14 protein-coding genes are annotated in these 18,844 nt (G+C 72.2%); 2 read left to right on the top strand and 12 right to left on the bottom strand.

Annotation, left to right across the window (positions count from 1 at the left end; all coding sequences use genetic code 11):
• Positions 1–470 precede the first annotated feature (470 nt).
• The 6 genes from ACKUU6_RS19790 to ACKUU6_RS19765 form a co-directional block, all read right to left on the bottom strand.
• The gene (locus tag ACKUU6_RS19790; protein WP_407989894.1) at positions 471–1,967 is read right to left on the bottom strand and encodes a hypothetical protein; all 1,497 of its coding nucleotides are present in this window, start codon (positions 1,965–1,967) and stop codon (positions 471–473) included.
• Positions 1,968–2,063: 96 nt separating this feature from the next.
• Entirely contained in the window at positions 2,064–3,845 is a 1,782-nt protein-coding gene (locus ACKUU6_RS19785) for a GMC oxidoreductase (protein ID WP_407989893.1), read from the bottom strand.
• A 25-nt stretch (positions 3,846–3,870) separates the two neighbouring features.
• Positions 3,871–5,490 carry a succinic semialdehyde dehydrogenase gene (locus ACKUU6_RS19780; protein WP_407989892.1) on the bottom strand — a complete coding sequence of 540 codons (1,620 nt, stop codon included), beginning with the start codon at positions 5,488–5,490 and terminating at the stop codon, positions 3,871–3,873.
• 72 nt (positions 5,491–5,562) lie between these two features.
• Complete coding sequence (locus ACKUU6_RS19775) at positions 5,563–7,122, bottom strand: serine/threonine-protein kinase (RefSeq protein WP_407989891.1); 1,560 nt, start codon at positions 7,120–7,122, stop codon at positions 5,563–5,565.
• 81 nt (positions 7,123–7,203) lie between these two features.
• Positions 7,204–8,229, bottom strand: coding sequence for a hypothetical protein (locus tag ACKUU6_RS19770; RefSeq protein ID WP_407989890.1), 1,026 nt, complete (start codon positions 8,227–8,229; stop codon positions 7,204–7,206).
• A gap of 60 nt (positions 8,230–8,289) precedes the next feature.
• The gene (locus ACKUU6_RS19765) at positions 8,290–9,897 is read right to left on the bottom strand and encodes a serine/threonine-protein kinase (protein ID WP_407992171.1); all 1,608 of its coding nucleotides are present in this window, start codon (positions 9,895–9,897) and stop codon (positions 8,290–8,292) included.
• Between the two features lie 171 nt (positions 9,898–10,068).
• On the opposite strand from ACKUU6_RS19765, the gene ACKUU6_RS19760 reads away from it, so the two are divergent.
• Positions 10,069–10,542, top strand: coding sequence for a hypothetical protein (locus ACKUU6_RS19760; RefSeq protein ID WP_407989889.1), 474 nt, complete (start codon positions 10,069–10,071; stop codon positions 10,540–10,542).
• 56 nt (positions 10,543–10,598) lie between these two features.
• Here ACKUU6_RS19760 and ACKUU6_RS19755 read toward each other — a convergent pair whose 3' ends face one another.
• From ACKUU6_RS19755 to ACKUU6_RS19740, 4 genes are all read right to left on the bottom strand, one after another.
• On the bottom strand, positions 10,599–11,723 hold the full coding sequence (locus ACKUU6_RS19755; RefSeq protein WP_407989888.1) for a GuaB3 family IMP dehydrogenase-related protein: 1,125 nt from the start codon (positions 11,721–11,723) through the stop codon (positions 10,599–10,601).
• 212 nt (positions 11,724–11,935) lie between these two features.
• The gene (gene guaB / locus ACKUU6_RS19750) at positions 11,936–13,438 is read right to left on the bottom strand and encodes an IMP dehydrogenase (protein ID WP_407989887.1); all 1,503 of its coding nucleotides are present in this window, start codon (positions 13,436–13,438) and stop codon (positions 11,936–11,938) included.
• A 263-nt stretch (positions 13,439–13,701) separates the two neighbouring features.
• Positions 13,702–14,331: an RNA polymerase sigma factor ShbA gene (gene shbA, locus ACKUU6_RS19745; RefSeq protein WP_407989886.1), complete on the bottom strand. Its 630-nt coding sequence runs from the start codon at positions 14,329–14,331 to the stop codon at positions 13,702–13,704.
• A gap of 193 nt (positions 14,332–14,524) precedes the next feature.
• Positions 14,525–15,136, bottom strand: a complete 612-nt coding sequence (locus ACKUU6_RS19740; protein ID WP_014136228.1) for a response regulator transcription factor — start codon at positions 15,134–15,136, stop codon at positions 14,525–14,527.
• Positions 15,137–15,630: 494 nt separating this feature from the next.
• Here ACKUU6_RS19740 and ACKUU6_RS19735 point away from each other — a divergent pair, with 494 nt between their 5' ends.
• A complete protein-coding gene (locus ACKUU6_RS19735; RefSeq protein ID WP_407989885.1) occupies positions 15,631–15,957 on the top strand; it encodes a WhiB family transcriptional regulator in 327 nt (108 codons plus the stop codon).
• A gap of 64 nt (positions 15,958–16,021) precedes the next feature.
• Here the strand turns inward: ACKUU6_RS19735 and ACKUU6_RS19730 are convergent, their stop codons facing one another.
• Together ACKUU6_RS19730 and groL are read right to left on the bottom strand one after the other, a co-directional pair.
• Complete coding sequence (locus ACKUU6_RS19730) at positions 16,022–17,020, bottom strand: LysR substrate-binding domain-containing protein (protein ID WP_407989884.1); 999 nt, start codon at positions 17,018–17,020, stop codon at positions 16,022–16,024.
• Between the two features lie 147 nt (positions 17,021–17,167).
• Positions 17,168–18,790, bottom strand: a complete 1,623-nt coding sequence (gene groL / locus ACKUU6_RS19725) for a chaperonin GroEL (RefSeq protein ID WP_407989883.1) — start codon at positions 18,788–18,790, stop codon at positions 17,168–17,170.
• Positions 18,791–18,844: the final 54 nt, after the last annotated feature.

Below are 18,844 nucleotides of genomic sequence, written 5' to 3'. Positions count from 1 at the left end.
CCAGTGAAAGAGGTACGGCGGCCTGCGTCCGGGACGCCGGGCACCGGTCGCCGTACCTCTGGACCTCTCGACCCCGTCTCACCGTGCTACTACTACGCAGCGTAGTCGACCTGCCGGTCTGATTCGCTCGTCTCCGAACCGTCGGACAGGGTACGCCGATCCGGGCCGGCAGGAGACGGACTGTACCGAACTGCGTCGAACCGGTTGCAGAGCCGGGGCTCCGTCCATCACGATGCTGGATGCGGGGTTGACCTGTCGTCGGCCTGAACATCACGCTCCGTTAAGGGCCGCCCCGCGCCCGGACCATCCTTCCGGACGGCGCTCATCCCCCGGCGCCGTCAACCGCAGCACCGGCGCCGCCCTGACGCCGCGTGCTGAACGACAAAGGGCCCCGTTCCCCCGCGGGGCCCTTTGCCCGTCCCGGGGCGGGCACCCGCCCTGCTCGACCCCGGTCGGCGATCGCCGGACGGTCAGCGAGGGCCGTTCGAGTCCAGCACCTCGTCGGTGAACGGCGCGTACGCGGGCCGAGGCGGCACCCCGGCCGGCAGGTGGTCCGACGGAGCGTCCGCAGGCGCGGCCGAGGGGGCCGCCCGGCCGCCCCACCTGCCGAACAGCAGTGGAACCGCGACCGCACCGAGGGCGGCCCAGAGCAGATTCGCCACCAGGACGGAGACCAGGCCGAGCCCGAGCGTGGTCGTGGACGTCATGCCGGCCACCTCCCCGGGGTTGCCGGAGCCGCGCAGCTGGAAGCCGATCTGCTGGACGTACCCGGCGAGCACCATCAGCAGGCTCGCCCCGGCCCAGTACAGGGCCGCCGCCCGCAGCCGTCCGGCCAGGCCGAGGGTGCGCACCGTCCAGCCGAACAGGAGGGCCCCGGCCAACGCGAGCAGCACGGTCCAGCGCCACTGCCCGCCGAGTCCGCCCAGGTCGACCAGCGAGACGTCGTAGCCCGGGCTGCTCCGCAGGTCGAAGCCGGCCGGACCACTGTGCTCGAACCCGGCGCCGAAGGTCGCCCCCGAGCCGAAGCCGAGCAGGAGCAGCCCCAGATTGGGCAGCAGCACCAGGGCCGGCAGCACCACCTCGGACGGCTCCCTGACCGCCAGCACGACCACGGCCGCCGCGGCGGCCACGGCCACGGCCGACAGCAGCGCCCGGACGGCGGCGCGGGCGCTCTCCACCCAGGCACCGGCCACCCGGCGCAGGACCTCCGCGCCGTACACCGCGGCGGCCGTCGCCCCGGCCAGCACCACCGAACCGAGCACCACCCGGACCACTCCCAGGGAGACCACCGCGTGGTCGGCGTAGCCGACCTGGAAGAGCCAGCTGACCGGCCCCTGCCGGCCGGCCCGGCCGGGGCTCGGTTCGGCTCGGGCGAGCAGGCCGAGCATCAGGTTCACCAGAACGGCCAACAGCACCGGCCGCCCCGCCTCGGCCGCCCGCCGGCGGGCGCTGAACTCCGGCAGCACGCTGCGCCGGGCGGCCCGCAGGCCGTACCGGAACAGCACGATCCAGAGCAGCGTGACCGTCATGGGGAGGAACTGGAACCGGGTGGTCAGGTCGGGGACGAGCTCGAGCCGCCCGATCTCGGAGTCCATCCCGACCGGGGCGCCGAACGCGGCCAGCACCAGGGCGAGCGCGATGCCGAAGCGGGTGCCGAAGCCGAGCGGTTCGGCGTCGCCGCCGGCCAGGCCGAGCGCCAGCAGCAGGGCCGCCACCAGCAGCAGGCCGGTCGGCGCGGCCACCACCCTCATCGCCGGGCGCCAGTCCGCGTCCGTGAACCAGCGCAGCACGGCCGGTTTCGGCCGGGCCTCGACCACCACCCCCGCGCCCCAACTGCCCTGCCCCTGCGGCGCGCTGAGGCCGCCACCGCCGAACTCGACCTCACCGATGGCGAACGACCGGCCACAGGCCGCGCAGCGCATCGCCCCCTCGGTCGACGCCGCGCCGCACCCGTCACAGATCGCCATTCGCCCCCCTCGTCAGGCGCCGTTTATCCCATCGCCCCGGAGAGGGTGTCAACCGCAGTACGGACCGACCGGTAGCCGGGAGGCGTCCCTTCGGCCTCAGCCGAGCTTCTTCGGCACCTCCGGCACCGGGAGCAGCAGTTCGCCGAAGGCGCCCTTCGGCACGGCGGGAGCGCGCGGCGCGACCGCCGCCACCCGGCGGTACTCCTCGCCCTGCTCGGGGCGGGCGTCCGGCTCCCCCTTGTTGGGCCACATCGACATGGCCCGCTCGGCCTGTGCGGTGATGGTGAGCGAGGGGTTGACGCCGAGGTTGGCCGAGATGGCGGAGCCGTCCACCACGCTGATCCCGGGGTAGCCGTAGAGCCGCTGGTACGGGTCCACCACGCCGTTCTCGGCGCTGTCGGAGATCGGGCAGCCGCCGAGGAAGTGGGCGGTCATCGGGATGTCGAAGATCTCGCCGACCGTGCTGCCCGCGAAGCCGTTGATCGACTCGGCCAGTGCCCGGGCACCCGCCTCGGCGGCCGGGATGTACGTCGGGTTCGGTGCGCCGTGGCCCTGCCGGGAGGTCAGCTTGCCCTTGCCGGGGCCGGACTTCTTCAGCGAGACGGTGATCGAGTTGTCCAGCGACTGCATGACCAGGCCGATGATTGTCTTCTCCGACCAGCGGTGCTGGTTCATCGACCGCGCGAAGATCACCGGGTGGCTGGCCGCCGTGACGGCGTACCGCAGCCAGCGCGGCCCCCGGCCGACCCCGGGCACCTGCTGCACGCTGAGCGCACCCATCGCGTTGGAGCCCCGGCCGTAGCGGACCGGCTCGATGTGGGTGTTCTCGTCCGGGTGGATCGAGGAGGTGATCGCCACCCCCTTGGTGAAGTCCACCCGCTCCCCGTACCGCCGATCGGTGGTGGAAGCCCCCACCAGCGCCTCGGAGTTGGTCCGGGTCAGCTCGCCGAGCCGGGTCGAGATCGCGGGCAGGTGGCCGCCGTCGCGCATCCGGTGCAGCAGGGTCTGGGTGCCGTAGGTGCCGGCCGCGACCACCACCTTGGCGGCGGTGATGGTCCGCGCCCCGGCCTTCTCGCGGTCCCTGGAACGGGAGTTGGTACGCCGGACGTCGACCGCGTAGCCGCACTCCCCGTCGGCGCCCTCGATCTGCCGCAGCCGCGCGACGGTGGTGAGCGGGTGGATCTCGGCACCGTTCCGCTCGGCCAGGTAGAGGTAGTTCTCGGTCAGGGTGTTCTTGGCCCCGTGCCGGCAGCCGGTCATGCACTCGCCGCACTCGGTGCAGGACTTCCGCTTCGGCCCGGCCCCGCCGAAGTACGGGTCCTCGACCTCGGTGCCCGGCGCGACCCTGGTCCCGCCGTCGGCGTCCCTGCCGTCGCCGAAGAAGACCCCGACCGGCGCCAGGTGAAAGGTGTCGGCACATCCCATCTTCTCGGCGGCGTCCTTCAGGTGGACGTCGGAGGGGGTGACGGTCGGGTTGGTGCGCACCCCGAGCATCCGCTGGGCCTGGTCGTAGAACGGGCCCAACTCCTCCTGCCAGTCCGTGATGTGCTGCCACTGCCGGTCCTCGAAGAACGGCTTCGGCGGGACGTACAGGGTGTTGGCGTAGTTCAGTGAGCCGCCGCCGACCCCGGCGCCGCCCAGCACCAGGACGTTGGCCAGCAGGTGGATCCGCTGGATGCCGTACAGGCCGAGGGCGGGGGCCCAGAGGTAGTTCCTGGTGTCCCAGGAGTTCTTCGGCAGCTCGTCCCGGCCGTACCGCCGCCCGGCCTCCAGCACCGCGACCCGGTAACCCTTCTCGGTCAGCCGGAGGGCGGCCACCGATCCACCGAAACCCGAGCCGACCACGACCACGTCGTAGTCGAAACCGTCCTGCGCCATGGCTGCAACTCCCAAGGAAGTACGACTACTTGAACCGCAGGACCTTCAACGCCTTCAGGCTGGTGGTGAACAGCGCGGCGAACTTCTCGTCGTCCAGGCCGAACGAGGGCGCGATCGGCAGCATCCGCTGGGTCGCGATGGTCTGCGCCTCGGTGTAGCGCAGGATGCCGTCCGAGCCGTGCCGGCGACCGAGCCCGGAGTCGCCCATCCCGCCCATCGGCGCGGCCACCGAGCCGTAGGCCGCGGCGTACGCCTCGTTCACGTTGACGGTGCCGGTGTGCAGCCGGGCCGCGATCGCCTGGCCACGCCGGGCGTCCTTGGTCCAGACGCTCGAATTCAGGCCGTACGTGGTCGAGTTTGCCGCCTCGACGGCCTCGTCCTCGGTGTCGAAGCGGTAGACCGAGACCACCGGGCCGAAGGTCTCCTCGCCGCAGACGGCCATACCGGGGGTGACCCCGTCCAGGATGGTCGGCTCGAAGAACAGCGGGCCGAGGTCGGGCCTGGCCTGACCGCCGGCCAACACCGTGGCACCGGCCTTGACGGCCTCCTCGACGTGCCGGGTGACGGTCTCCAGCTGCCGGTCGGAGACCAGCGATCCCATGTCCGCCCCGTACGCCAGACCGCCGCCGAGCCGCAGTGCGCTGGTCCGCTCGGCGAACCGGCGGAGGAACTCTTCGGCCACCGAGCGGTGCACGTAGAGCCGCTCGATCGAGATGCAGAGCTGCCCGGCGGAGGAGAAGCAGGCCCGGACGGCGCCTTCGGCGGCCCGGTCGAGGTCGGCGTCGGCGAGCACCAACAGGGCGTTCTTGCCGCCGAGTTCGAGCGAGGCGCCGACCAGCCGGGCGGCGGCGCGCTGGGCCACGTCGCGGCCGGTGGCGGTGGAGCCGGTGAACGAGACGTAGTCGGCGTGCTCGACCACGGCCGGGCCGATCACCGGACCGTCACCGATCACGATCTGCCACAGGTCGGCGGGCAGCCCGGCCTCGATCAGCAGCTCGCGGGCCCAGAGCGCGGTCAGCGCGGTCTGCGTGTCCGGCTTGTTGACCACCGCGTTGCCGGCCACGAAGGCGGGCAACGCGTCCCCGACCGAGAGCTCCAGCGGGTAGTTCCACGGTGAGATCTGGCCGATCACGCCCTTGGGGCGGCGGGCCTCGACCGCGTGGGTGAGCACCGGCATGGCGCCGCCGCGACGGCGGTCGCGCAGGTAGGACGGGCCCTTGCGGCCGTAGTGCCTGGCGGCCAGCGCGGCGCCGAGCACCTCCTCGAAGGCGTGCAGCCTGGCCTTGCCGGTCTCGGCCTGGATCAGGTCGAGCACCTCGTCCTGGCGCTTCAGCAGCAGGTCGTGGAAGCGCAGCAGCACCCCGGCCCGGCGGCGGACCGGCAGCGCGGCCCACGCCTTCTGGGCCCGCCGGGCCAGCTGGTACGCCACCTCGACGTCGGCCGGGGTGGACCGCGGCAGGGTGGCCAGCCGCTCACCGGTGAGCGGCGCGGTGGTGTGCACCAGCTCGGGCTCGCCGGTCGCGGTGACGCCTCTCGCGAGCCGGGCGACCAGCGCCGCCGGGACGGCCGAGGCGACCGTCCGGGCCGCCCCGGGGGCGGCGGGGTTGCGTCCGGTGGTCTGTCCGACTGCCGTGGTGTCCGTCATGGGGCGCAGCCTAGGCGCTCGGCGCCCCGAACGGTACCCGTCGGTAACCGGAAGATACCGGGTGGCGGATTCCTACCTCTTCGGTTGGAACTCGTTGAGCACCGTGGTCAGGATCCGCTGCCCTGCGACCCAGTCCTTCTCGTTGTCGGGGGTGGCCACCAGCAGCGTGTACGAGGTGCCCTTGGCGTCCCGGAACTCCACGTCCCTGACGTGCCGCCGGTTGCCGTCCTTCGTATTGGTGAACTCCCAGACCGCACCCTTGGCCCCGTTCACGTCCACCTGGGTCAACGAGATCTGCCGGTAGTCCTTCCCCTTGCCGACCGTCAGCTCCATCTCACGGAAGTGCTCGATCGGTTCCTTCGGCTGACCGACCTCCACCGCGAACTGCAGGTAGCGCTGCCTGTTCTCCGGCCGGTCCGGCGAGTAGTAGATCTGGTTGTTCTCCACCGAGCGCTCCCACGTGCCGCCCTCGGTGGGCAGCAGGAAGCGGAACCCGGCCGGGTCGTCCACCCACCGGTAGCCCTTGGGTGCGGTCGCCGAGGGCGAAGCCGACGCCGACCCGCTCGGCGTCGGGCCCGGCTGCTCCTGTGCCGCGGCGCCGCCCTTCGCACCGCCGGTCACCGCGTAGGTGGCCGCCCCGGCCAGCAGCGCCGTGAGCACGCCGGCCACCAGCAGCTTGGGCCAGAACCGACGGCGGGTCAGCCGCTCGGTCGGCGGGTCCGGTACGGTCTCCGGTTCGGCCGGCCCGGCGGACGCGGACCGGTCCACCACCGGGACGGACTGGGTCGGCTCAACCTGCGGCCGGGGCTCCGGCGCGGCCTTGATCTCCAGGGTGTGACCCGCCGTCACCTCCGCCAGCATCCGCAACGCCTGGTCCGCGCCCACCCGGTCGGCCGGGTCCTTGGCCATCAGCGCCGCCAGCACCGGGCCGAGCGCACCCGCCCGGCGCGGCTCCGGCAGCGGGTCCCCGACCACGGCGGCCAGCGTGGTGATCGGTGAGCTGCGCCGGAACGGCGACTCGCCCTCCACCGCCGCGTACAGCGTCGCGCCGAGACCCCACAGGTCCGAGGCCGGTCCTGGCCGCTCGCCCTGGGCCCGCTCCGGCGCCAGGTAGTCCGGCGAACCGACCAGGTCCCCCGGCCTGGTCAGCTCGGTCGAACCCTCGAAGGTGGCGATCCCGAAGTCCAGCAGCACCACCCGCCCGGTGCCGTGCTCCAGCAGGACGTTGGCGGGCTTCACGTCCCGGTGCAGCACGCCGAGCTGGTGGCCCCGGTGCAGCGCGGCCAGCACCTGGGTGCCGACCTCGGCCGCCTCCCGGGGCGTCAGGGTGCCGTCCTGGCTGATCACGTCGGCCAGCGAACGGCCGTCGATCAGCTCCATCACGATCCACGGCCGACCGTCCTGCTCCAGCACGTCGTGGATGGTGATCACGCCGGGGTGCTTGATCCGGGCGGCGGCCCTGGCCTCGCGCTTCATCCGGGACTGGAGGATCTCCAGCTCCTCCTCCGGAAGGTGGCTGACCGTCAGCTCCTTGACCGCCACCTCGCGGTCCAGCAGCTCGTCCCTGGCCTGCCAGACCGTGCCCATGCCGCCCCGGCCCAGCCGCTCGCCCAGCGCGTATCTGCCGGCCAACAGACGCCGACCGTCCCCTGCGTCCACAGTGGCTGCTCCCCCGTACCAGGCGTTCGATTCACGTTCCCTGCACAGGTTAGATCAGCCGCCGAACGCGACCACCGCCGCCAGGGCCGTTGCCAGCAGCACCAGCACCCCACCGACCAGCAACGGCCCCAGCAGCAGCGGGCTGATCCGCCCCCCGGAGCGGCCGGCCGTGACCACCGGGACCTTCGCCCGGGGCCTGCGCACCACGGGACCGCGCGGTCGCACCACCGGCAGCAACGGGGTCACCCGCTCGAAGGGCTCCGGCGCCCCGGCCAGGAACGCGCCCAACCAGGAGCGCAGCTGTCCGAGCGTCAGCTCCCCGGCCAGCAGCCCGGCCACCACCGGGCGGAGCGGTCCACAGCCCTCCGCCGGCACCGGCACCCCATCCCGGACCGCCGCCAGCAGCTCCCCCAACTCCCGTTCCGGGTACGGTGCGTGGCCGGTCAGCAGCCGGTGCATCAGCACCCCGAGCGCCCAGCCGTCCCCGGCCGCCCCGCCGACCGGCGCCCACCGCTCGGCCCGTACGCCCAGCAGCACCGCCCGCGCCTCGTACACCCGGCGCGGCACCGGACCGCCCAGCGCGGCGCAGTACCCCTCCTCCGCCGCCCCGGCCAGCAGCCCGCCGAGCATCGCCGCGCCGTCCTCACCGACCAGCACCGAAGCCGGAGAAACGTTCCCGTGCACCAGGCCGGCCCGGTGCAGCGCGCCCAGCGCACCCGCCAGGTCCGCCGCCAACTCCGCCACCCGGTACGGCGACCACTGCTGCTCGGTCAGCTCCGCCAACGGCAGCCCGGCGGGCAGCTCCTCGGCCACCCAGAGCCGCCGGCCCTCGACGAACGCCCCGAAGCCCCGCAGCAGCCGCGGGTGCACCGGCACCGTCGCCAGACCGGCGGCGAGCCGCTCGGCCAGCCCGGTCCACGGCTCCGCGTCCCAGTCGTCCTGGTTCAGCAGCTCCGGCAGTTCGAGCCCGTCCAGCCGGGTCTGCTCCCCGCTGTGCAACTCCACCGCCCGCACCGCAGCACCGATCGGACGGTCCGTCACGCGGTACCGCCCGCCCACCACCTGCCCCGGAGCCGGCATGCGTCGTCCCTCCCTGCCTAGGTCTGCCACAGTACGCGGACACCCGCGCCGGGCGGCGACCTACGGGGCGGGCTGGAAGCTGTCGTACGAAACCTGCCGGGCCTGCACGACCTCCGGCTTCGACCAGTCCGCGTCCGGCACGGTCCAGTAGATCGAGTAGCCGTACTTCCCGGTCACGAAGCCCCGGTTGAGGGAGTGCTGACGGGTGCCCTTCTTGCCGTCGTAGGTCCACTCCCAGTCGGCCGCGTTGGTCCAGGTGCGGAAGGTGATCGCCCTGGTCCCCAGGCTCTTGTACCCGGTGAAGCTGCCGGCCGCATCCAGCTCCTGCCAGACCTTCAGCGCGCTGGGCCCCGGCTTGGCGGTCCACGCGACGGTGAGGGTGATGCCGTTGCCCCGGTAGTAGAACTGGTCACCTTCCTGGCTGACCCCGTCCTCCTTGAGCCAGTCGGGCATCGTGACGGTGAAGCCCTGCGGGCCGTGCACCTCCCGGTAGCCCGCCAGCTGACTCGGCGTCGGCGTGGGGGTCGGCGTCGGCGTGGGGGTCGGCGTCGGCGTGGCAGCCGGGGTCGACGGCGGGGACGGAGCGGGGGACGCCGGCGGGCTCGCCGCCGCCGTCTGCCCGGGCGTGGCGGGGCCGGTCACCTCGACGGACGGCTTCCCGGCGTCCGCCGAGCCGCCGGCCTTCTTCTTCCACGGCTGCCACATCAACGCCCCCGCCACCAGCACCGCGACCACCAGCACGGCCGCCACCGCCAGCAGCGTCCGCCGGGACGGCGCCGCAGCCACCGGTATCGCCGCCACCTCGGTGGTCGACTCCGCCCGTACGGTGCCCTCGGCCACCACCCGGCGCAGCAGCGGCCGAGCCGCCTCCGCGTCCACCCGCAGCGCCGGGTCCTTCTCCAGCAGTCCCTCGATCAGCGGCCCCAGCAGCCGTCCGGCGTTCACCGGCGGCGTCAGCGGCTCGGTCATCACCGCCGTCAGGGTGGCCAGCGCGGAGCCCCGGTCGTACGGGGGCCGGCCCTCGACCATCGCGTACAGCGTGCCGCCCAGCGACCACAGGTCGGCCGGTGGTCCCGGCTTCTGGCCCCGGGCCCGCTCCGGCGAGATGTACGAGGGCGCGCCGACCAGCATCCCGGTGGAGGTGACCGAGGTGTCGCCCTCCACGCTGGCGATGCCGAAGTCGGTCAGCACCACCCGGCCGTCGTCGCCGATCAACACGTTGGACGGCTTCACGTCCCGGTGCAGGATGCCCAACTCGTGGGCCTCGCACAGCACTCCGAGCACTTCGAGGGCGATCTGGGCGGCCCGGACCGGCGGCAGCGGGCCGTCCTCCTTGATCACCTCAGCCAGCGAGCGGCCGCCGACCAGCTCCATCACGATCCACGGCCGGTCGTCCTCCTCGACCACGTCGAAGACCGTCACCGCCGCCGTGTGCCTGATCCGGGCGGTCGCCTTGGCCTCGCGCAGGGTCCGGACCACCAGCCGGTGCCGGTCCTGCTCGTCGACGCCGTCGTGCATCCGGAGTTCCTTGACCGCGACCGTCCGGCCGAGCATCTCGTCCTCGGCCCGCCAGACGGTACCCATGCCGCCGCGCCCCAGCACCCCGGTCAGCCGGTAACGCCCGCCCAACAGACGTCCGCCGGTCTCGGTCATCGCCACGTCCCCCATAGTGCGGTCGGCCAAGCCCCCATCATGTCGTGTCACCCCGACCGCGCGTCAGCCGCCCCCGGAGGGAGCGGAGTTCGTACTCGACCCGTGATCAGAAATGGCTGTTCCAGGCCACTTCGGCACTGCTAGCGTTCGCCGTCGTTCACTTCTTCTCCTCGGGGGACCCCCTTCATGAGCACCGACCTGCCCGGCTCCGCCCTGCCCGTCCCGCCGGTCGCCCCGGCCCCGGCCCCGGCGGCCCCGAAGGCGCCGGGTGTCGCCGTCGCCGCGGCGTTCGGCGCCGCGATCGTCGCCGGTCTGGCGTACGGCTTCATCGCCAAGGCCATCGAGCGCGAGATCGGCTGGGCCGTGATCGGCATCGCCGCCGCGGTCACCTTCACTCTCGGCCGGCTCGGCGGCCGGAACCCGGTGCTGCCGGTGGTCGGCGCGGTGCTGAGCGTCCTCGGCCTGTTCTTCGGCCAGCTCTTCACGATGGCGCTCTTCGCCCACCAGGAGGCCGGCCTCTCCGTCGGCGACCTGCTGACCAGCCAGCTGGATCTCACCTTCGAGCTCTGGAAGGCCGACCGCGACATCATCGACGTGCTGTTCTACGGCATCGCGGTGTACTTCGGCTTCACCTACACCGCCAAGTTCGCCTCCTCCTGACCGCGACGCTGAAGGCCCCCGCTGCGAGCAGCGGGGGCCTTCAGCGTCGGCGTACGTCAGCGGGGCTGGGCCGGGTTGACCGTCACCTCGACGCGCTGGAACTCCTTGAGCTCCGAGTAGCCGGTGGTGGCCATCGCCCGGCGCAGCGCGCCGAACAGGTTCATGGTGCCGTCGGGGGTGTGCGACGGGCCGGTGAGGATCTCCGCCGTGGTGCCCACGGTGCCGAGGTCCACCCGCTTCCCGCGCGGCAGCTCCTCGTGCACGGCCTCCATGCCCCAGTGGAAGCCCTTGCCGGGCGCGTCGGTGGCCCGGGCCAGTGCAGCACCGATCATCACCGCGTCCGCGCCGCAGGCGATCGCCTTGGCCAGGTCGCCGCTGTAGCCGACCCCGCCGTCCGCGATCACGTGCACGTACCGGCCGCCGGACTCGTCCATGTAGTCGCGGCGGGCGGCCGCGACGTCGGCGACGGCGGTGGCCATCGGGACCTGGATGCCCAGCACGTTGCGGGTGGTGTGCGCGGCGCCGCCACCGAAGCCGACCAGCACACCGGCGGCGCCGGTCCGCATCAGGTGCAGCGCGGCGGTGTAGGTGGCGCAGCCACCGACGATCACCGGGACGTCCAGCTCGTAGATGAACTGCTTCAGGTTCAGCGGCTCCGCCGCCCCCGAGACGTGCTCGGCCGAGACCGTGGTGCCCCGGATCACGAAGACGTCCACGCCCGCGTCGACCACGGCCTTGGAGAACTCGGCGGTCCGCTGCGGCGAGAGCGCGGCGGCGGTGACCACACCGGACTCACGCACCTCCTTGATCCGCTGCTTGATCAGCTCGGCCTCGATCGGCGCCGAGTAGATCTCCTGCAGCCGACGGGTGGCCACCGCCTCGTCCGACATGCTGGCGATCTCGTCCAGCAGCGGCTGCGGGTCCTCGTACCGGGTCCACAGACCCTCCAGGTTGAGCACCCCGAGCCCGCCGAGCCGGCCGATCTCGATGGCCTGTGCGGGCGAGACCACGCTGTCCATCGGCGCTGCCAGGAACGGCAGCTCGAACCGGTAGGCGTCGATCTGCCACGCGATCGAGACCTCCTTCGGGTCGCGCGTACGGCGGCTGGGGACGACGGCGATGTCGTCGAAGGAGTACGCCCGGCGGCCGCGCTTGCCTCGCCCGATCTCGATCTCAGTCACTTCGAGCCCTTCCTGCACATGCTTTGCTGGTCGCCCCAGTATCCCGCACCCGTGCCGCCGGGCGTGACCACCGCAGACGTGGGGGCGCAGGGAGCCGCGCGGATCGGAGGGTGGATCACCTGCGAGCCGGGCTCCGAGAGCCGGTCGCACGTGCTGCCCCGCCGACTCGCGCGGCTCCCCGCGCCCCTGGTCAGCCGCTCGCGCGGGCGCGCTCAGCGCCCGTGGTAGTTCGGCGCCTCGACGGTCATCTGGATGTCGTGCGGGTGGCTCTCCTTGAGCCCCGCCGAGGTGATCCGGACGAACCGGCCCTTGGACTCCATCTCGGCGACGGTGGCCGCGCCGACGTAGCCCATGGTCTGCCGCAGCCCGCCGACCAGCTGGTGCAGCACCGCCGACAGCGGGCCGCGGTAGGGCACCTGGCCCTCGATGCCCTCGGGCACCAGCTTGTCGTCCGAGGAGACCTCGGCCTGGAAGTAGCGGTCCTTGGAGTACGAGCGGCCCTGGCCGCGCGACTGCATGGCGCCCAGCGAACCCATGCCCCGGTACGACTTGAACTGCTTGCCGTTGATGAACATCAGCTCACCTGGCGACTCCTCGCAGCCCGCCAGCAGCGAACCGAGCATCACGGTGTCGGCACCGGCGGCCAGCGCCTTGCCGATGTCGCCGGAGTACTGGAGACCGCCGTCACCGATCACCGGCACGCCGGCCGCCTGGCAGGCCACCGCCGCCTCGTAGATCGCCGTCACCTGCGGGACGCCGATGCCGGCCACCACGCGGGTGGTGCAGATCGAGCCGGGGCCGACGCCGACCTTCACACCGTCCACGCCCGCGTCGATCAGCGCCTGGGCGCCGTCCCGGGTGGCCACGTTGCCGCCGACCACGTCTACCGCGACGGCCGCCTTGATCTTGGCGATCCAGGACAGCGCGTTGTGGCTGTGGCCGTGCGAGGTGTCCACCACCAGGAAGTCCACCCCGGCGCCGACCAGGGCCTGGGCCCGGTCGAAGGCCTCGGCGGAGGCGCCGACGGCGGCACCGACCAGCAGGCGGCCCTCGGCGTCCTTGGCGGCGTTGGGGTACTTCTCGGCCTTGACGAAGTCCTTGACCGTGATCAGGCCCTTGATCCGGCCCTCGTCGTCGACCAGCGGGAGCTTCTCGATCTTGTGGCGGCGGAGCAGCCCGATCGCGTCCTCGCCGGAGATGCCGACCTTGCCGGTGATCAGCGGCATCGGGGTCATGATCTCGCGCACCTTGCGGTTGCGGTCCGACTCGAAGGCCATGTCGCGGTTGGTGACGATGCCGAGCAGCTTGCCCGACTCGTCCGCGATCGGCACGCCGGAGATCCGGAACTTCGCACAGAGCGCGTCCGCCTCGCCCAGTGTGGTCTCCGGGCCGACCGTGATCGGGTCGGTCACCATGCCGGACTCGGAGCGCTTGACCAGATCGACCTGGTTGGCCTGGTCCTCGATCGAGAGGTTGCGGTGCAGCACGCCGACCCCGCCCTGCCGGGCCATCGCGATCGCCATCCGGGACTCGGTCACCTTGTCCATCGCGGCCGAGAGCAGCGGGATGTTCACGCGGACGTTGCGGGAGACCCGGGAGGAGGTGTCCACCTGGTTCGGGAGCACCTCGGAGGCGCCGGGCAGCAGCAGGACATCGTCGTAGGTCAGTCCGAGCATCGCGAACTTCTCGGGTACGCCTGCGGCGTTGTAGGACATGAGTGGGGACCTTCCGTGGCGGCCGTCGATCTGATCCCGCGCCCGGTGAGGGTGCCGGGCACGCTGCTCTCGAACCGGCACCAGCTAAGACCGCCAAGACACCCGGGCTTGGAGGAACCTCCAACGGAACCCCATGCGCACCCGCGAAACTTTGGCGACCTGCCCAGGCGCCGATACCCCATGGTACTGGCACCCGAATGCCGAACTCGCGCCCCCTTGACAACGCTGCGAGGACCGGATCCCTTCCGCGACCGACGGGCAGGTCAGGAGGGTTCGTCGGTCAGCTCGGCCAGGGCGCGCAGCCGGCTGAGCGCCCGGTGCTGGGCGACCCGGACCGCGCCGGGTGACATCCCGAGCACCTCACCGGTCTCCTCGGCGGACAACCCTGCGGCCACCCGGAGCAGCACCAGCTCGCGCTGGCGGGCGGGCAGGTTGGAGAGCAGCTCCTTGGCCCAGGCCGCGTCGCTGCTCAGCAGCGCCCGCTCCTCGGGGCCGAGCGCGTCGTCCGGCAGCTCCGGCAGGTCGTCGGGCGGGATCACGGTCGAGCCTGGCCCGCGCATCGCGGCCCGCTGCAGGTCGGCCACCTTGTGCGCGGCGATCCCGTAGACGAAGGCCTCGAACGGCCGCCCCTCGTCCTTGTAGCGGGGCAGCGCGCAGAGCACCGCGACACAGACTTCCTGGGCCACGTCGTCCACGTGGTGCCTGGCACCGCCGGGCAGCCGGAGCAGCCGCCCCCGGCAGTAGCGCAGGGCCAGCGGGTGCACGTGCGCCAAGAGGGCCTCGACTGCCGGGCTCTCGCCCGCGACCGCCGCGGCGACCAGGGAGCTCAACTCGACCGAGGCCACCGATGCCGAGGGCGAACCGCCGGCTCGGGGAGGATCGTCGTCGCGCATCGGTCCATGGTGCCTGGTCGGAGCGGAAAACATGGCACCGCGTCCGGAGTTGTGCATCGGAACGTTATGCGCCTCCCCCACCGCCGCCTCCGCCCGCTGGTCCCCGAGGTGCTCCACCCCTCCATGGTGCAGCCTCGGGACCGTAACGTCATACGTCTGAGCGAGCATTAGATCCCCGGCCGGTGAAGGCCGGTCAGCGGACCAGGCCCCAGCGGAAGCCGAGTGCCACGGCGTGCGCGCGGTCCGAGGCGCCGAGCTTCTTGAACAGCCGGCGGGCGTGCGTCTTCACGGTGTCCTCGGAGAGGAACAGCTCGCGCCCGATCTCGGCGTTGCTCCGGCCGTGGCTCATCCCCTCCAGCACCTGGATCTCACGGGCCGTCAGGGTGGGTGCGGCGCCCATGTCGGGGCTGCGCAGCCGGCGCGGGGCGAGCCGCCAGGTCGGGTCGGCCAGGGCCTGGGTGACGGTGGCCCGCAGCTCGGCGCGCGAGGCGTCCTTGTGCAGGTAGCCGCGCGCCCCGGCGGCGACCGCGAGCGCGACGCCGTCCAGGTCCTCGGCCACCGTCAGCATGATGATCCGGGCCCCCGGGTCGGCCGAGAGCAGCCGGCGGACCGTCTCCACCCCGCCCAGGCCGGGCATCCGGACATCCATCAGGACGAGATCGGAGCGGTCGGCCACCCAGCGGCGGAGGACCTCCTCACCGTTCGTCGCCGTGGTCACCCGGTCGACACCGGGGACCGTCGCCACCGCGCGGCGAAGCGCCTCCCGGGCGAGGGGGGAATCGTCGCAGACGAGTACGGATGTCATGACCGTCCTCCGCAGCTGATCCGCGTCACGTTGAGCCTCCTGGCTGGTACGAATCTCTCCGACGCGGCCGAATGGCGAAGGACTCCCGGTCGGACCTGCGGTCTCCCGCGATCGTTCCCGGCGTCCGGCGCCCGCTAACCGCCTCCGCACTTCCAACGACCGTCACTCGAATGAGTTACGGCTTTCAGGGCCATCTCCACCACTGTACGTGGCCGACCCGTCACCGATCGGCCGCATCGCGGTGCACACGCCGCGCATTTGTGCTGATCACACGCATGCCGCGCACCACCGGCGCTTCCGAGCATCCCCCCACGCCCCCGGCGCCACCCGAATGCCACGCCGGTATCAGCCAAACGTCATGCCCTCTTTGTCCGGTTCTATCGCTTCTGTACGGTCATTGACTGTTGTGTGGCTCTGTGAGTGACTTGTCCCAGTGGTTGCCTTAAGTCATATTTCCAGGTGTGCATACCGGTCCATGAAGGGATACAAGAGCCATGGCAGACTTCTCCCGCCTCCCCGGCCCCAACGCAGACCTCTGGGACTGGCAGCTCTCCGCCGCCTGCCGCGGTGTGGACAGTTCGCTCTTCTTCCATCCGGAGGGCGAACGCGGGGCCGCGCGCAGCTCGCGCGAGGCAAGTGCCAAGGAGGTCTGCATGCGCTGTCCGGTCCGGACCGAGTGCGCGGCGCACGCGCTGGCGGTCCGCGAGCCGTACGGCGTGTGGGGCGGACTCACCGAGGACGAGCGTGAGGAACTGATGGGGCGTTCGCGCAACCGGCTGGCCGAGGTTCCCCTCACCCTCCCGGCCGGAATCAGGCGCTGACCCGCCGTCAGGCAATGAAAAAACGTTTCACCACAGACCGTTCCGCCACGGAACCCAGCCCCGGCTACCGGTCGGCGGCCGCCCCGGCGAGCTGATCCAGCATCAGCGCCACGGCCGGGACCTCCGCCAGGTCCGGCAGGGTCAGTGCGACCACCTGCCGCACCGCCGGGGCCCCCGAGGCCCGCACCGGTACGGCGGCCACCCCCGAGTGCCGCACCGCCTCCAGTGCGAGGCCGGGGAGCACCGCGACCCCGAGCCCGGCCGCCACCAGCCCGACCACCGCCGGGTAGTCGTCGGTCGCGAAGTCGATCCGCGGCTCGAAGCCCGCACCCGCGCACAGCTCCACCAGGTGCCCCCGGCACTGCGGACAGCCCGCGATCCACTGCTCCCCCGCCAACTCCGCCAGGTCCACCGGCCTGCTCTCGTCGCTGGCCGCCAACGGGTGGCCGACCGGGAGCAGGCCGACCAGCGGGTCGTCCAGCAGCGGCCGGACCACCAGGTCCGACCAGTCGTTCGCGGCCAGGCTGGCGGCCGCCTCCAGCGCCGCCTCGGCCCGCGCCTCCCGGGCCGTGCTGTGCGGGGCGGGCAGCGTGGCCCCGCCGTTCGAGTCCGGGTACCGGAAGGCCAGCGCCACCTCGCACTCGCCGCTCCGCAACATCACCAGCGACTCCGGCGGCTCCGCCTCCACCAGCGACACGCGCACCCCCGGACGGGCGCCCCGCAGACGGGCGACCGCCGGCGGCACCAGGGTGGAACTCGCGGTCGGGAACGACACCAACCGCACCCGCCCGGCCCGCAGCCCGGTGATCGCCGCCACCTCCTCCTCGGCGGCCGACAGGCCCGAGAGGATGCCGTTCGCGTGCTTCACCAGCACCTGACCCGCCTCGGTCAGCTGCATCCCCTTGCCCGACCTGGCCACCAGCGGGGTGGCCACCGACTTCTCCAGCGCCTTCATCTGCTGGCTCACCGCGGGCTGCGTACAGCCCAGCTCCCGCGCGGCGGCGGAGAACGAACCGCTGCGGGCGACGGCGCGCAGGACACGGAGATGGCGGGCCTCGATCATGCTTCAGTTATAAGGCAAAGCTCAGTGGCACCGTTCAGGGGCTCGGGAACGGCGGTACCACCGTCAACCGGGCCCCTGCCGCCCGGACGGAACGCCGCAGGCCCGGCGCACCGAAGTGGGCCGGGCCTGCGGAGTGGTGACCTGAGGTCAGTGCGAGTGGCCGTGGCCGCCGTGGTTGGCGGGCTCCTCGTCGGCCGGCTTCTCGACCACGAGGGTCTCGGTGGTGAGCAGCAGCGACGCGATCGAGGCCGCGTTCTCCAGGGCGGAGCGGGTGACCTTGACCGGGTCGATGACGCCGGCCTTCAGCAGGTCGCCGTACTCGCCGGTGGCGGCGTTGAAGCCGTGACCGTTCTCGAGCTCCGCGACCTTGTGGGTGATGACGTAGCCCTCGAGGCCGGCGTTCTGGGCGATCCAGCGCAGCGGCTCGGCGAGCGCCTTGCGGACCACGGCGACACCGGTCGCCTCGTCGCCGGTCAGGCCGAGGCCGCCGTCGAGCACCTTCTGGGCGTGCACGAGGGAGGCGCCACCACCGGCGACGATGCCCTCCTCGACCGCCGCGCGGGTCGCCGAGATGGCGTCCTCGAGACGGTGCTTGCGCTCCTTGAGCTCGACCTCGGTGGCCGCGCCGACCTTGATCACGCAGACGCCACCGGCCAGCTTGGCCAGGCGCTCCTGCAGCTTCTCGCGGTCCCAGTCCGAGTCGGTGTTGGCGATCTCGGCCTTGATCTGGTTCACGCGACCCGCGACGGCCTCGGCGTCACCGGCACCGTCGACGACCGTGGTGTCGTCCTTGGTGATGGTGATGCGGCGGGCGCTGCCGAGCACGTCCAGACCGGCCTGGTCGAGCTTGAGGCCGACCTCCTCGGAGATGACGGTGGCACCGGTGAGGGTGGCCAGGTCGCCGAGGATGGCCTTGCGGCGGTCGCCGAAGCCGGGGGCCTTCACCGCGACGGCGTTGAAGGTGCCACGGATCTTGTTGACCACGAGGGTGGAGAGCGCCTCGCCGTCCACGTCCTCGGCGATGATCAGCAGCGGCTTCGAGGTGCCGCCCTGGAGGATCTTCTCGAGCAGCGGGAGGAGCTCCTGGATCGAGGAGATCTTGCCCTGGTTGATCAGGATGTACGGGTCCTCGAGGACCGCTTCCTGACGCTCGGCGTCGGTGACGAAGTACGGCGACAGGTAGCCCTTGTCGAACTGCATGCCCTCGGTGAAGTCGAGCTCCACGCCGAAGGTGTTCGACTCCTCGACGGTGATGACACCGTCCTTGCCGACCTTGTCGATCGCCTCGGCGATCAGGTCGCCGACCTGCTGGTCCTGGGCGGACAGGGACGCGACGGCGGCCACGTCCTCCTTGCCCTCGATCTCCCGGGCGCTGGCGAGCAGGTGCGCGGAGACGGCGGCGACGGCCTTGTCGATGCCCTTCTTCAGGGCGGCGGGACCGGCACCGGCGGCGACGTTGCGCAGACCCTCGTTGACCAGGGCCTGGGCCAGCACGGTGGCGGTGGTGGTGCCGTCACCCGCGACGTCGTTCGTCTTGGTGGCGACCTCCTTGACGAGCTGCGCGCCGAGGTTCTCGTACGGGTCGTCGAGCTCGACCTCACGGGCGATGGTGACACCGTCGTTGGTGATGGTCGGGGCGCCGAACTTCTTGTCGATGACGACGTTGCGGCCCTTGGGACCGATGGTCACCTTGACGGTGTCGGCCAGCTTGTTCACGCCACGCTCGAGCGAGCGGCGGGCGTCCTCGTCGAACTGCAGGATCTTCGGCATGATTCCGTTTCCTAAAGGGGTCTACTGACGACGTGAGCCAACAACCGCGCCCCG

It is taken from the genome of Kitasatospora sp. CMC57 (assembly GCF_045866025.2).
Taxonomy (GTDB): domain Bacteria; phylum Actinomycetota; class Actinomycetes; order Streptomycetales; family Streptomycetaceae; genus Kitasatospora.
The sequence above is the reverse complement of the archived record's forward strand: the minus strand, read 5'-3'. Positions and strand labels throughout refer to the sequence as shown.

Bases quoted from the DNA above. Each gene is read 5' to 3' on its own strand.
- ACKUU6_RS19765 (WP_407992171.1), bottom strand. From the start codon at position 9,897: ATGGGGGACGTGGCGATGACCGAGACCGGCGGACGTCTGTTGGGCGGG.
- ACKUU6_RS19770 (WP_407989890.1), bottom strand. From the start codon at position 8,229: ATGCCGGCTCCGGGGCAGGTGGTGGGCGGGCGGTACCGCGTGACGGAC.
- ACKUU6_RS19730 (WP_407989884.1), bottom strand. From the start codon at position 17,020: ATGATCGAGGCCCGCCATCTCCGTGTCCTGCGCGCCGTCGCCCGCAGC.
- ACKUU6_RS19735 (WP_407989885.1), top strand. From the start codon at position 15,631: ATGGCAGACTTCTCCCGCCTCCCCGGCCCCAACGCAGACCTCTGGGAC.
- ACKUU6_RS19740 (WP_014136228.1), bottom strand. From the start codon at position 15,136: ATGACATCCGTACTCGTCTGCGACGATTCCCCCCTCGCCCGGGAGGCG.
- ACKUU6_RS19760 (WP_407989889.1), top strand. From the start codon at position 10,069: ATGAGCACCGACCTGCCCGGCTCCGCCCTGCCCGTCCCGCCGGTCGCC.
- ACKUU6_RS19780 (WP_407989892.1), bottom strand. From the start codon at position 5,490: ATGACGGACACCACGGCAGTCGGACAGACCACCGGACGCAACCCCGCC.
- ACKUU6_RS19785 (WP_407989893.1), bottom strand. From the start codon at position 3,845: ATGGCGCAGGACGGTTTCGACTACGACGTGGTCGTGGTCGGCTCGGGT.
- groL (WP_407989883.1), bottom strand. From the start codon at position 18,790: ATGCCGAAGATCCTGCAGTTCGACGAGGACGCCCGCCGCTCGCTCGAG.
- ACKUU6_RS19790 (WP_407989894.1), bottom strand. From the start codon at position 1,967: ATGGCGATCTGTGACGGGTGCGGCGCGGCGTCGACCGAGGGGGCGATG.
- guaB (WP_407989887.1), bottom strand. From the start codon at position 13,438: ATGTCCTACAACGCCGCAGGCGTACCCGAGAAGTTCGCGATGCTCGGA.
- shbA (WP_407989886.1), bottom strand. From the start codon at position 14,331: ATGCGCGACGACGATCCTCCCCGAGCCGGCGGTTCGCCCTCGGCATCG.